We start from the raw sequence: 13406 nt of genomic DNA, 5'->3' as shown, positions 1-13406 counted from the left end.
TATCAGGGGTTCTTTTATGACTTTCGCATCACGCCTTGCTGCGCTCGCGCTCGCCGCGATGGTCGGCTGGATCGTGCCGGCCTCCGCCCAGCAGGCGCCGCCGCCCAACCTGCCGCCGCCGCAGCGGACCCCGACGCCCAACACCTATGGGCCGGACGAGCTCGTGACCGCCGGTCATCGCTTCTTCGGCAACGTCTCGCGCGGGCTCGCCTCGATCATCGAGAAGGCGGTCAGCCAATGGGGTCTGCCCAACGGCTATATCCTGGGTGAGGAAGGTTCCGGCGCCTTCGTCGCCGGTCTGCGCTATGGCGAGGGCACGCTCTACACCAAGAACGCCGGCGACCTGCGCGTCTATTGGCAGGGCCCCTCGCTCGGCTTCGACTGGGGCGGCGACGGCGCCCGCACCATGACGCTGGTCTATAACCTGCCCGCGACCAACGCGATCTACCAGCGCTTCGCCGGCCTCGACGGCTCGGCCTATATCATCGGCGGCTTCGGGATGACGGCGCTCACCGCCAACAACATCGTGCTGGTGCCGATTCGCTCCGGCCTCGGCCTGCGGCTGGGCGCCAATATCGGCTATCTCAAATACACGCCGCGTGCGACCTGGAACCCGTTCTAGGTCTCCTCTCCCAGCTGGGTACGGATCAAGGTTAACGACCGAGCGGGGCTGGCTTTTTGCCGGCCCGCCATGGCATTGTCCTTGGTAAATTTTTCCTTAGCTCTGGGAGTTTTGGCCCATGGTCGAACCGATCATGTACCTGGCGATCGGTTTCCTGCTCTCGATGCTGTGCGGGCTTGCCCTCGTGCCGCTGGTGCATAACCGCGCGGTGCGCCTGACCACGCGCCGGCTCGAGGCGGCCACCCCGCTGTCGATGGCCGAGATCCAGGCCGACAAGGACCAGCTTCGCGCCGAATTCGCCATGTCGGCGCGGCGGCTGGAGATGAGCGTCGAGCAGCTCAAGAACAAGACCACGAGCCAGCTCGCCGAGCTCGGCAAGAAGAGCGATGCCATCAACCGCATGAAGATCGAACTGGGCGAGAAGAACGCCACGATCTTCGCACTCGAGGCGCGCGAGAAAGCGGTGAAGGAGCAGCTCCGCGCAACCGAGGAGGAGTTCAACGCCAAGACCGAGGCGCTGCACGCCGCCGAGCTGGCGCTGAGCGACAAGCAGGCCGAGCTCGCCAAGATCAACTCCGAACTGTCCGACCGTTCGATCATGGCGGAGAGCCGCCAGGTCGAGCTCGTCGTCGTCCGCGCGCAGATCGAGGAATTGAAGAACCGCGTCGGCGATGCCGAGAAGGAGTTTGCCGCGACGCAAGCGCGCCTCGCGCAGGAGCGGACCGAATCCGAGACCGCGTCGCGCGAACTCGGCGAGGCGCGCGGCCGCGTCGAGAATTTGAGCCAGCGCGTCACCGAGCTGGATCGCCAGCTCATCGTGCAGGTGAAGGAGGCCGAGATGCTGTCGGGCCGCGTCGCCGACCTCGAAGGACGCCTCGCCACGCAGGGCAAGCTGCTCGCCGAGCGCGACTATGAGAACAACCAGCTCCGCCAGGCCAATGAAAGTGCCGAACGCACCGTCAAGGAGCTCCGCGTCGAGATCGCCGCCTTGAGCGGCGGCAAGTCGTCGGCCGCGTTCGAAGCGCTGCGCGCGGAGAAGACCGCGCTGGAAGAGCAGCTCCGTACCGCGCGCGACGAGCGCGCAAAGCTCCAGCGCGACATCAACGCGATCCAGCAGCAGGCGGAGAGCTCCTGGGCGACCGAGCGCATGGAGAACGCGCTGTTGCGCGAGCGCATCAACGACATCGCCGCCGAGGTCGCCAAGCTCGCGATGCAGCTCGAAGGCCCGAACTCGCCGATCGAGGCGCTGCTCGCGGCCGAGGCCGGCCAGCCGCCGAAGCCGGCGCCGCGCCCGGCCAACGATGCCGCGAGCAACGGCGCGGCCGGTAGCACCCTGCCCGAAGGCGGCGGAACGCTCGCCGAGCGCATCCGTGCGCTCCAGGCCCACGCCTCGCGTGCCCGCCAACAGGGCGCGTAATTGGGCCAAAAGCCGGCTTCCTACCGAATTGCCTAGCTTGCAGCAGGTTTTCCGGCCCCGCGGCGCCTGGAAACTTGACACCTTGGGCCCGCACTTCTAAATCGCGGGCTCCGATGTGCCGGCCGGCCGAAAGTCCGGCCGCCTGCATGATGGTCCCGGGCGCATAGCTCAGCGGGAGAGCGTTCCCTTCACACGGGAGAGGTCCAAGGTTCGATCCCTTGTGCGCCCACCATTTTTCTTCCTGAACCATCCAGTTTCGAGCGATCGCGGCCGCCTGACGGCCCACTCGCGGCTGTCCGGACCCGTCTCATCAAAAAAATGGAAAAACAACCCCATGCACAGTAGCGGACGCGAGCGGAAACAATGAGTTACGCATTTTCCGAATTTCGGTTGACACGTCGGGCAAAACACGGGCAGGATGGCATGATCCGGAGAGAGGCCTGCGTGCGGCTCTAATGAGCCATCAGGACAGGCAGATCCGCATGCTCCATGATATAGCTGGTCGCCCCGCCGAATATCATTTGCCGCAACCTGGTGCGGGTGAAGGCTCCCTTGATCAAGAGATCGCAGCCTTGAGCCCTGGCGGCATCGAGGACCGCCTCTCCGGTCTCGCGATTCTCCAGTTCAACCCTTGTCACCTGGGCTGCAATGTCATTGTACCGCAGTTGCTGGACGATCCGATCGGCAGATGGTCCTGGTACCCCTTGGCCGCCAATGACAGTTAGGACCGATACCCTTTCGGCCACACGGAGCAACGGCATGGCAAATGCGTTTGCCCGAGCTTGCTCGGTACTACCATTCCAGTGGATCATGATATTTGTCGCGATACTTCTTGGTGCATTCGATGGCGTCAGTAGGACGGGCCTGCCGCTCTCAAACAGCGCGGATTCAATCGCGCGACGGTGAGGGCTCGGAGCATCAATGTCAGACCGTGCCATCACGATCAGATCGAAAGCGCGCCCATAACTTCCGACAACGTCTTCGCCCTCCGGCGCGGTCTCCAGCCAGCCGAAGCATGGTCCACGCGATCCCGCAGTGGCTCGAGGAATATCGTGCTTCAACATGAATGCTTCGAAAAAGTTGCGCATGTCGTTCAGTTCGGCTTCGGTCTTAACTTGATACGAATCTAAAAGGACGCCGGTGGCCAATTCCGCGGCTACATATTGAGGCATGCCGAAGCGGAGTGGAAAGCCTTCGATATAGGCGCCGGAACGTTGCGCGAGGCCTACGACGACATCGAGCGTGGATGTCATCATCGAAATATTTCGAAGCGGGACCAAGAGCGTCTTCATTTTGAACCCCCGGTGTTTTCGGTGAACATTGACGCAGCATGCCTAATTTCACTTGGGACGGCGCCTAGGAGATTACACCTTGCGAGCCGTTCCGGTTTGTCATCGACCACGAGACTGATTGCGGTCATGCGGCTTGCTCGAGCCTTGTATCGATCTCCTGGCGCAGCGCCGCGAAGTCGATAGGTTTGGTCAACAAGTCGGCGGCGCCGTTCTCCAGCGCTTTGCGCTTGGTCTCGGCGTCACCGTAGGCTGTGATCATGATGACCGGAACATCGGGGCGGGCGGAGCGCACGATAGATAGCATCTCCAGCCCGCTCATTCCGGGCATGTTGATGTCAGACAGGATCAGGATCAGGGTGGCATCCTCAATCTCGGCTGCGCGCTGCAGGGCCGCCGGCGCCGACGGGGCAAACTCCATGAGAAAACGACCGGCGCGCAGATCACGTCGGAACTGCTGGCGGAATAGCGCCTCGACGTCGGGCTCGTCGTCGACGACCATGATATAAACGCTCAACTTCTGCCTCCGGTCTGCAATGGTGCCGCCAGCGTGCGCGGCAGCGTAATGATGAACTCTGTATAATCGCCAGCCTCGGTCTCGACCTCGATGCTGCCGCCGTGTTGCTTCACAATGATGTCGTGGCAGATTGAAAGGCCAAGCCCGGTACCTTCGCCTGCGGGCTTGGTGGTGAAGAATGGATTGAATATTTTCTCTCTCACGTCGGCCGGGATGCCCGCGCCATTGTCGCGAATCCGGATTTCGACGGCGCCGCCGAGATTTGTGGTCGTCGCGCGCAGCCTTGGCTCGAAGGCGCCACCGGCGGCGTCCTTTTGCTTGCTAGCCGCGTAGAATCCATTTGAAATGAGATTGAGGAACACCCGCGTGATTTCCTGCGGATACAGGTCGAGCGCCCCCGCACTGGGATCGAGATTCCTTTCAAGCTTGATGTTGAAACCTGCCTTTTCAGCGCGCGCGCCGTGATAGGCAAGGTTGAGACTTTCCTCAACGATCGCGTTGATATCGGCCGAACGGCGCTCGCCAGAACCCTCGCGCGAGTGCAGAAGCATATTCTTGACGATGGAATCAGCGCGCTTTCCGTGCTGCACGATCTTTTCCAGGTTGCCTTGTAGCATGCGTATCAGCGCGTCGATGTCCTGCCTTGCTGCCTCGCCGAGGGCGGCTAAGCGCAGCCCGTCGCCGAGCTCGTCAATCAGTTCGGAGGAAAGCGCAGCAAAATTATTGACGAAATTGAGCGGGTTCTTGATTTCATGTGCGATGCCGGCGGTGAGTTGCCCGAGCGAGGCAAGCTTCTCGGTCTGGATCAACCGATCCTGCGCGTTTCGCAATTCCTCGAGCGATTGCGACAACTCCATAGTTCGCTCGCGCAGTTCATTCAGCAGGCGTGCATTCTCGATCGCGATCACGCCCTGGTGCGCGAAATTGGACACGAGCTCGACCTGTTTGTCCGTGAAGGGCTTAACTTCCTGGCGGAAGATCGTGATGGTGCCGATCAGCTCGTCTTCCCTAAGCATGGGCACGATGACGAGGGTCCTTGCGCCAGCAAGGTCGGCAAGCGCGCGAACGTTCGGGTTGCCTTCGACGTAGGGCGGCTGAGTCCTGATGTCGTCGATATGAACCGTCTGATGAGTTTTCTCGACGGTGCCGAGCCCGCTTGCGGGATGTGGGCGAATGCTTTGGTGCAACCGGGTCTCAACATAAGCTGGCGGCGCGTTGTGCAATGCGACCGTACGAAAGCCGCCTTCCTCGTAGAGATTCATAGTGCCGAAGCCGGCGCCGCAGATCCGTGTCGCATTCTCCAGCATCTTGTGGAAGACCGGAGTCAATGCGCCTGATGAAGCGCTTATGATTTCCAGCACCTCCGACGTTGCAGTCTGCCGCTCCAGCGATTCGTTCAATTGCTCGAACAGACGCGCGTTGCCGATGGCGATAACAGCCTGATCTGCAAAAGTCTGGAGCAGGTTGATCTGCTTCTCGCCGAATGGACGAACCTCCGTGCGACGTAGCACGATCGCACCCATGCTCTCGCCTTCGCGCAACAGCGGCACGCTCAGAACGGTCCGAACGTTGGAGCGAAGCGCATATTCCCGTCCTGTCGGGAATTCGTCCCCTTCGGGCCCAAGCAGGTCGTGCACGTGAACGGTGCGGCGGTCGCTAATGGCCCGGCCGCTGGGCGATTGCACACTGATCGATCGTCGGCTCCACACCACGGGAACTTGTCCATGATGCGCCTGGACAACGATGTCGTCGCCGTCCCTCAGAACGACTAGCGCATCATATGCCTCGCAAAGCCCGCATGCGCTTTCCACAATCGCTTCGAGCGCCGGACCGACTTCAGTCGGCGAGGAAGCGATAACCCTCAGGATATTGGCGCTGCCGGTCTGGTACGTCAGCGCCTCGGACAGATCTCGCGTCCTGCTTTGCAATTGTTCGAAGAGCCGTACGTTCTCGATGGCGATCACGGCTTGGTCGGCAAACGTGGCGACCAGCTCGATCTGCTTTTCCGTGAAAGGCTGCACGCGCTTGCGAGCGATCACGATCGCGCCGATCGGCTCGTTCTCGCGCATGAGGGGAACACCGAGCGCCGTGCGCTGACCAGCCATGGTAGTCGACTCGCGCAGGCCGTATTCGGGATCGGCAGCGACGTCGAGGACCTGCACCGGACGGCGCTCGAGTACGGCCCGACCTGTGATCGTGCTCCGTCCGGGGATAATGGGGTGAGCTTGCAGAAACTCGCTGTATTCCTCGGAAAACCCGACCGCTGCTCCGGCGTGATATTCATCACCTTCGCGGCGCATGATGAACGCCATCTCCGCTTCGCACAGCCGTGCCGCCGAATCGACCAGCGTGTTGAGCACGGTTTGCAGGTCGAAGGTGGAGCGGCTGATCACCTTCAGCACATCGGCAGTCGCGGTTTGCTGCTGAAGCGATTCGGCGAGATCGCGCGTCTTCGCCTGGACCTCATCGAATAGCCGGACATTCTCAATCGCGATGACGGCCTGATCAGCGAAGGTCTGCAGAAGCTGCACATGATGTGGAGCGAAGGTGCCAGGGTCGACTCGCGTGACGCTGATCATGCCGATCACCACGCCGCCGGTCGTGAGCGGAACGAACAGCATGCTGCGAAAGCCGCGGGCGCGCGCGATAAATTTGATTTCGGTCGTCAGCGCTTCAGTGTCGGGGGTCGGTACCACCTTACCCGCCTGGGTTCTTGCGAAACTCTCAAAATCGGCAATCGGCCTCGGAAACATGTTCTGCAAAGCCGCATCGGCGGCAGGATTCGTCGGCGTGAATGCTGCCAGGTGGGCCATGCCGTCGATGAAACGGAATACGGTCGTCGAAAAGCCGCCGAGCAAGGCATTGGCCCGCCTTGCGATTGCATCGAATACCGGCTTCACCTCCGACGGCGAACTGGCAATGATCTTGAGAATGTCCGCGGTGGCGCTCTCGCGATCTTGTGCGGCGCGCAATTCGGCCAGCAGCCGCGCGTTCTCTTGCTGCAAATCCGCCACCACGTCCTGAGGAAGCGCGGCCATCATGAAAATCCACGTCGCCAGCCGGTTCGGGGTCGACGTCAAAATCTGATCAAGAAACCGTTGGGAATTATTCCACTGTCAGGTGCTTCCGACCAGACTTATCGCTAGTTGATTTTCAATCGACTACGCGCGTCAATTCGCCCCCGCGATCGACCGAACCGGCGAGTTCCACGAACTGCCGCTGCCGTCGACTTCCTTCGTCCGGCATGGTGGCAGGCCTTGACGAGCCGCTGGACCCAAGTGCTGCGCTAAGTGCGGCGCCCGCAAAGACCCCAGCAACCGGCATGCAATGATGACCGCACCGTCGCCGAGGCAATCACCGAGCTGGAGGGAAGGTCTGGCGCAAAGCGGCATCCTTCGGACGTGAAGTCCCGGGTCATGTCGTTCTACCTGCCGCGATATCGGAGCGCTTCCACGAGCAGCGAGAACGCCGGCGAAGGCTGGCGCCGACTGGGATAGTAGAGATGATATCCCGAGAACGGCGGGCACCAATCCGAGAGCACGCGGACCAGGCGGCCCTGGGACAGGTACGGCTGCACATGTCCCTCGGTGAGGTAGGCAAGGCCCAAGCCTTTCAACGCTCCGTCCAGCAGAAGGCCCGCGCTGTTGAACACGAGCTGGCCCTCCACCCGCACATTGAGCTCTCGCCCGTTCTTTTCGAATTCCCAGGCATAGAGGCTGCCGCCGTGCGTCGGCAGACGCAGATTGAGGCAATTGTGGTGAGTCAGGTCCTGCGGCGTCTTCGGTCGCTTGCGTTCGGCGAAGTATGAAGGAGACCCGACGACTGCCATCCGCAGGTCGGGGCTGACGCGCACGGCGATCATGTCCTTGGCGACGAGCTCGCCGGGGCGGATGCCCGCATCAACCTGCTGCGCCACGATGTTGGTGAGCCCGTAGTCGATGATCACCTCGACATGGATGTCCGGGTACTTGGGCAGGATTTTCCGGAGCGCCGGCAGCAGGATCTCGGCGGCGGCAAACTCCGTCGCCGTCAGCCGGATGGTTCCGGCAGGCTTCTCGCGCAATTCGCTGAGCGCAGCAAGATCGGCATCCATCTCGGTGAACTTCGGGCCGACGCTGAGGAACAGCCGTTCTCCGGCTTGAGTCGGCGTGACGCTCCGCGTCGTCCGGTTCAACAATCGCACGCCGAGCCGCTCCTCCAGATTCCGGATGATCTGACTGAGCGCGGATTGCGTCATGCCGAGCTTTGCCGCCGCGCGCGTGAAGCTGCGCTCCCTCGCGACTGCGAGGAAGGCGAGGAGATCGCTGGCATCCTCTCTGTTCATTCATAAGCCCCGCTAATGACCGCATTCGAAATCTATCACCTAATCGGACGAGCGCGGAAGTCTTAGGTTCGGACTAGCGATCGGACGCTCCAGAACGAAGGCAAGGACCTATGACAGAAGCAATCGAGCTCCCGAACGGCGTCAGCGCCCCGGAAGCCGCCGATCGCCTGCGCCGACGCAGCACGAGCTCTGAGCTCGCATGTCGGTAACAACCATTCGAGAGGCCGCTGCGCCGCGCGGCGTCGCCAACCTGATGCCGATCATGGCGGTGGTGTTCGTTGCCTTCCTGGTCATCGGCGTCGCGATGCCAATTCTTCCCCTTCACGTCCACGATGGGCTGGGCCTGGGTACCTTCGTGGTCGGCCTGGTCGCCGGCAGCCAGTTCGCCGCTTCGCTGATCTCGCGGCCCTGGGCTGGCCACTTCTCGGATCGACGCGGAGCGAAGCGCGGCGTGATCGTCGGCCTGCTCGCTGCCGCGGCCTCCGGACTGCTTTATCTGGCCTCTCTCGGCTTCGCCAAGGTCCCGCTGGCGTCAGTCTCTATACTGCTGCTCGGCCGTGGACTGCTCGGCGCGGCCGAGAGTTTCATCATCACCGCTGCGGTGAGCTGGGGACTTGCGCTCGCCGACGCCGGCAGCACCGGCAAGGTCATCGCGTGGGTCGGCTCGGCGATGTTCGCGGCTTTCGCGATCGGCGCGCCCGCGGGATCTGTGCTCTACGCTGCCTACGGTTTCGCTGCGATCGCGACCGCCACTGTCGTCGCGCCATTACTGACGCTCCTGCTCGTCGTCCGGCTCCCCGCGGTCCCTCCCCTCCACCAGCAGACCCGCACCTCCTTCGCCGAGGTGTTCGGTGCCGTCTGGCTCCCGGGCTTGGGCTCGGCACTCGGCAGCGTCGGCTTCGGCGCTGTCACCACATTCGCCGCGTTGTTGTTTGCGAACCGCGGATGGGCCAACGGATGGCTGGCCTATTCCGCTTACGCCATCGCCTTCATCCTGGCCCGGGTGTTCTTCAGTCATGTAGCCGACGTGCTCGGCGGGGCAAAGGTCGCGCTGGTCTGTGCGGGAATCGAAGCTGCCGGCCAGGCGCTGATCTGGCTTGCGGTCCGGCCCGAGATGGCGCTCGCCGGCGCCGCGCTCACCGGCTTCGGCTTCTCGCTGGTCTATCCGGGCTTCGGCGTCGAAGCCGTGCGCAGCGTGCCCATGCAGAGCCGCGGCCTCGCCATGGGCGCCTACACCGCGTTCCTGGATCTCGCGCAAGGGCTCGCGAGTCCGGCACTCGGATTGATCGCGACCGGCGCACGACTGAACAGCGTCTTTCTCGTCAGCGCCGTGACCGTGCTCTGCGCCGCGCTGGTGGCGCTGTGGCTGATGGCGCACCCGACAAGCTTGGAAGGAACCCCGTCATGAGGATGCTCGCGACCTTGCTTTCATTGTGTCTGTTCGCCGGCGCGGCCGCCGGACAGACGTCCATTGCAGGAGTAAATCCAATGCCAAAGCCGGAAGACGTCCGCGCCGTTGCTCCCGCCCTCGAAGGCTATGCGCAAAAATTCGTTCTCGGCGATCTCTGGAAACGACCGGGGCTGTCGCGGCGGGATCGCAGCATCGTCACGGTCGCCGCGCTGATCGCGCGCGATCAAACCGTCGAGCTGCCCTCCTATTTGGCACTCGCGCTCGATAATGGCGTGAAACCGTCGGAGATATCCGAGATCATCACGCATCTGGCCTTCTACACCGGCTGGGCGAACGCGATGGATGCGATCCCCGCGGCGAGGCAGGTGCTCAGGAGCCGCAACATCGGGGCCGATCAGCTGCCAGCGGCCTCGGGGCCGCAGCTGCCGCTCGATGAGGCCGCAGAGAAGCAGCGGGCGACGCGGGTTGCAGAGCAGTTCGGACAAATCACGCCAAGCCTGGTCCAATACACGACGGACGTGCTGTTCCGGGATCTCTGGCTCAGGCCGGCGCTGGCGCCGCGCGACCGCAGCCTGGTCACCGTGAGCGCTCTCATCGCAACCGGCCAGGTCGCGCAGATCACCTATCACCTGAACCGCGCGATGGACAATGGGTTGACGCAGGAGGAAGCCGGCGAAGTGCTCGGCCATCTCGCCTTCTACGCCGGCTGGCCCAACGCATTCTCCGCAGCGCCAGTGATCAAGGACGTCATCGAAAAGCGTCCGCGCTGACCGGAGAGATGCCGTGATCACACGACGGGACGTACTCATCGCCGGCAGCGCCGCCGCCACTCTCGGAATTCAGCGGGTGCAGGCGCGCGCGTCCGAAGCACAGAAGGAGGCTCAAATGGAAATCGACATCAAGAGAAACGGGTCTCGGCCCTCGCAGAAGGGCTCCCAAGACTGGTTCAGTGGGAGCGTCCGCATCGATCCGCTGTTTCAGGCGCAGGATCCGGCTCGCACTGGGGCCGGCCAAGTCACGTTCGAGCCCAGTGCCCGCACCGCCTGGCACACGCATCCACTCGGGCAGACGCTGATCATCACGGCCGGGCTCGGCTGGGTTCAGCGCGAGGGCGGCCCGATCGAGGAAGTCCGCCCCGGCGACGTCGTCTGGTTCCCGCCCGGACTGAAGCACTGGCATGGCGCTTCTCCGACGACGGCGATGACCCACATCGCAATCCAGGAGTACTCCGGCGGCAAGAACGTGGATTGGCTGGAGAAGGTGAGCGACGAGCAATATCGGAAGTGATGCGCAGGCGCTGTAGAGTGCATCCAGAAATCCGGAGAACAGCGCATGGCGATCGTATTCATCACGGGCAGCACGGACGGCCTCGGCCGGGCGGCAGCACAATCACTGCTTGATCAAGGCCACCGCGTGGTGCTGCATGCGCGATCATTCGATCGTGCCGCGGCGCTTGGCGAGCTCACGCCGCGTGGCGCCGGAATGGTGGTCGGCGATCTCAGAAGTGCCGCTGAGACGAGGAGCATCGCGGACCAGGTCAACGCGATCGGCCGCATGGATGCGATCATCCACAACGCCGGTGTCTACACACAGCGGAGCCGCGGCTCGACTCCGGAAGGCCATGCCAGCACGCTCGCGATCAACACTCTCGCGCCGTACATGCTGACGGCACTGATCGAGCGGCCCCGCCGCTTGATCTATCTCAGCAGCGGGCTGCACCGCGGCGGAGAGGGATCGCTGGATGACCTCGACTGGAACAGCCGTGCCTGGAATTCGGCAAAGGCCTACGCCGAGAGCAAGCTGCACGTGGTCGCCCTGGCGTTCGCGCTGGCCCGGCGCTGGCCCAACGTCCTCAGCAACGCCGTCGATCCCGGATGGGTGCGCACGAAGATGGGTGGCGCGAGCGCCCCGGTCGATCTCGACACCGGACAACGGACTCAGACCTGGCTGGCGGTGAGCGAGGATTCCGCGGCCCTGGTCAGCGGGCGCTACTGGCATCACCTGCGGCAGGAGGTGCCAGCCGATGAGGCGACGGACCCGGGATTTCAGGAGGACCTCATCGCAAAACTGGGCAAGCTGACGGGCGTTGAACTCCCACAGGTCTAGTCTTGGCCGTAGCCCAACAAACATTGCGCTCGCTACGCGATCGACAGGATCTCGATCTCCTGGTTGCCCGAACCGACGACGTCGCCCACCGCTTTCCCAATCAACGATCGCGCGACCGGCGAGACGAAGGAGATCGAGCCGGCCTTCGGATCGGCTTCGTCCTCGCCGACAATGCGATAGGTCTGCACGCGGCCATCGGCGCGGCTGAAGGTCACCGTGCTGCCGAAGGTGACTGTATCGGTCGAGGTCGGATCTGGAGCGACCTGCGCCGTGCGCAGCCGTTCCGTCAGATAGCGGGCATCGCGCAGGGGCACCGCCGATTGTCGGCGCTTCTCGTTGACATCCTCGATCGCTTGCGCGGCTTCATAGGCCTCGCGCGCCTCGGCAAGCTGAGCCTGCAATAACTGCAAGCCTTTTTCCGTCACAAGGTTTGGATGCGGGGAGATCGGGCGATCCGGCAACAGCGTCTCGGACGCGGTTTCGGCGCTCTCTTCCTTGGTAAAGGCGACGCTCAATTTCAAAATCCTGTCGAACTGTCACGGCTGTCGGCAGCGCGTTCCGCCGCCGGTGATTGACTCGGACTATATCTCAAGTTCTACGAAGCGGCGCAGCTTGAAGACGAGGTCCGGTAGAGCCTGGCGGAACCGGGTCGCGTTCCGGAACGTGGTCGAGAACGGCGCGAAGGTGATCATGGCGTTCCAGTGCCGGTAGCCGTAGACCGTGACCGAGACGCCGGTCGCCGGAAAATTCTCCAGCTTGCGCAATTCACCAAGCACGAGATCGGCAATCGCTTCCGCAGGCAGCAATTTCTTGCCGTCTCGTGTGGTGGCGATTTTCGGAGGTGGCGCGACCGGCTTGGTCTCGGCTGGTACGGCTTCGGGGGCCGGCTCAGACTCCGCCGGCTCCGCATCGGTGCTGGACGGCTCGACCGCCTCGAACCCGTTCGTCGGCGCTGTCGGAGGAGCCTCGGTGAGCGGCGGCGACGTCACGACGTCCGCGCGCTTGTTGCCTCCAAGGATGCTGGTGATCATGGCCACAAGGCCAGCATCCTTCCCGTCGTCACTCATTCCTTCCCCCGGACTTAAGCCTAATCTAGCACCGCGCGCCACAATGTATGTGGTTGGATCCCATGGCCAAGGCCATCCTGCAATGGGCAACGGCGACGCAGCCGCTGATCCGGTCGCGCCGCCATGCGATCCGCTACCGCTTATCGAACGGAATGTATTGCTGGTACTGTTTGGGCACCGAACTGCGGTAGCGCGCGGGAACGGTGCCGGTGTCGATCGAATGATCGATCTCCTGCTGCCGCGTCATCTTCTTCTTCGCCGGCTTCTTCGATGCGCTCTTCTTGGAATCGGTCGGCTGGCTGGAGGTGTCGGTGGTCGCAGCCGGTGCCGTCGTCGCGGCCGGCGCAGCGGTTGTCGCGGCCGGTGCAGCGGCTCCACCGGCGGCCGGCGCGCTCTGCGCCAGCGCGAGCGGCGTTTGCATCGTGAGCACCAGCGCTGCCGTCGCTGCCAGCAAATATGACTTCTGCATCAGAACCTCCAAAATGCCTGATCCGAATGAGGCAAGCCTAGTCCCACGGGATCGAGGCGTGCAAGGTCGTTGAGAATAGGTCGGGAACCTGTGCGCGAACTGTGGTGGAGATCACATTGTCCGGCGCCGGCTGCGTCACGATGTATCTCACCTCGAACGCATCCCGCGTCGCGGACACCAACAC

The 13406-nt window shown here is 63.1% G+C and carries 13 protein-coding genes and 1 tRNA gene; 7 read left to right on the top strand and 7 right to left on the bottom strand.

Features of this window, described 5'->3' with window-relative positions; genetic code table 11:
• The first annotated feature begins 16 nt into the window (after window positions 1-16).
• From LRP30_RS08195 to LRP30_RS08185, 3 genes are all read left to right on the top strand, one after another.
• Window positions 17-622: a DUF1134 domain-containing protein gene (locus tag LRP30_RS08195; protein ID WP_128923791.1), complete on the top strand. Its 606-nt coding sequence runs from the start codon at window positions 17-19 to the stop codon at window positions 620-622.
• Between the two features lie 118 nt (window positions 623-740).
• Window positions 741-2039, top strand: a complete 1299-nt coding sequence (locus LRP30_RS08190) for a hypothetical protein (protein ID WP_249759975.1) — start codon at window positions 741-743, stop codon at window positions 2037-2039.
• A 157-nt stretch (window positions 2040-2196) separates the two neighbouring features.
• Window positions 2197-2271 (top strand) — tRNA-Val (locus tag LRP30_RS08185).
• Between the two features lie 220 nt (window positions 2272-2491).
• Here the strand turns inward: LRP30_RS08185 and LRP30_RS08180 are convergent.
• The 4 genes from LRP30_RS08180 to LRP30_RS08165 form a co-directional block, all read right to left on the bottom strand.
• Window positions 2492-3331 carry a universal stress protein gene (locus LRP30_RS08180; protein ID WP_249759974.1) on the bottom strand — a complete coding sequence of 280 codons (840 nt, stop codon included), beginning with the start codon at window positions 3329-3331 and terminating at the stop codon, window positions 2492-2494.
• A 124-nt stretch (window positions 3332-3455) separates the two neighbouring features.
• Window positions 3456-3845, bottom strand: a complete 390-nt coding sequence (locus LRP30_RS08175; RefSeq protein WP_249759973.1) for a response regulator — start codon at window positions 3843-3845, stop codon at window positions 3456-3458.
• Window positions 3842-6883 (bottom strand): GAF domain-containing protein, encoded by a 3042-nt coding sequence (locus LRP30_RS08170; protein WP_249761727.1) that lies wholly within the window; start codon window positions 6881-6883, stop codon window positions 3842-3844. The genes LRP30_RS08175 and LRP30_RS08170 overlap by 4 nt, the downstream gene beginning before the upstream one ends.
• A gap of 386 nt (window positions 6884-7269) precedes the next feature.
• Window positions 7270-8169 (bottom strand): LysR family transcriptional regulator, encoded by a 900-nt coding sequence (locus LRP30_RS08165; protein ID WP_128944777.1) that lies wholly within the window; start codon window positions 8167-8169, stop codon window positions 7270-7272.
• A 199-nt stretch (window positions 8170-8368) separates the two neighbouring features.
• Here LRP30_RS08165 and LRP30_RS08160 point away from each other — a divergent pair, with 199 nt between their 5' ends.
• From LRP30_RS08160 to LRP30_RS08145, 4 genes are all read left to right on the top strand, one after another.
• Window positions 8369-9577, top strand: a complete 1209-nt coding sequence (locus tag LRP30_RS08160; RefSeq protein WP_249759972.1) for an arabinose transporter — start codon at window positions 8369-8371, stop codon at window positions 9575-9577.
• Window positions 9574-10350, top strand: coding sequence for a carboxymuconolactone decarboxylase family protein (locus tag LRP30_RS08155; protein ID WP_249759971.1), 777 nt, complete (start codon window positions 9574-9576; stop codon window positions 10348-10350). The genes LRP30_RS08160 and LRP30_RS08155 overlap by 4 nt, the downstream gene beginning before the upstream one ends.
• A 121-nt stretch (window positions 10351-10471) precedes the next feature.
• A complete protein-coding gene (locus LRP30_RS08150; RefSeq protein WP_249761726.1) occupies window positions 10472-10867 on the top strand; it encodes a cupin domain-containing protein in 396 nt (131 codons plus the stop codon).
• A gap of 45 nt (window positions 10868-10912) precedes the next feature.
• Window positions 10913-11686: an SDR family NAD(P)-dependent oxidoreductase gene (locus LRP30_RS08145; RefSeq protein WP_249759970.1), complete on the top strand. Its 774-nt coding sequence runs from the start codon at window positions 10913-10915 to the stop codon at window positions 11684-11686.
• A 32-nt stretch (window positions 11687-11718) separates the two neighbouring features.
• Here the strand turns inward: LRP30_RS08145 and greA are convergent, their stop codons facing one another.
• The 3 genes from greA to LRP30_RS08130 form a co-directional block, all read right to left on the bottom strand.
• Window positions 11719-12201 (bottom strand): transcription elongation factor GreA, encoded by a 483-nt coding sequence (greA, locus tag LRP30_RS08140; protein WP_249759969.1) that lies wholly within the window; start codon window positions 12199-12201, stop codon window positions 11719-11721.
• A gap of 66 nt (window positions 12202-12267) precedes the next feature.
• Window positions 12268-12753, bottom strand: a complete 486-nt coding sequence (locus LRP30_RS08135) for a hypothetical protein (RefSeq protein WP_249759968.1) — start codon at window positions 12751-12753, stop codon at window positions 12268-12270.
• A gap of 133 nt (window positions 12754-12886) precedes the next feature.
• A complete protein-coding gene (locus LRP30_RS08130; RefSeq protein ID WP_249759967.1) occupies window positions 12887-13222 on the bottom strand; it encodes a hypothetical protein in 336 nt (111 codons plus the stop codon).
• Between the last annotated feature and the right edge of the window lie 184 nt (window positions 13223-13406).

Origin of the sequence: Bradyrhizobium sp. C-145 (genome assembly GCF_023375135.1) — a bacterium.
Lineage (GTDB): Bacteria > Pseudomonadota > Alphaproteobacteria > Rhizobiales > Xanthobacteraceae > Bradyrhizobium > Bradyrhizobium zhanjiangense.
This window is presented reverse-complemented; position numbering and strand designations above follow the sequence as displayed.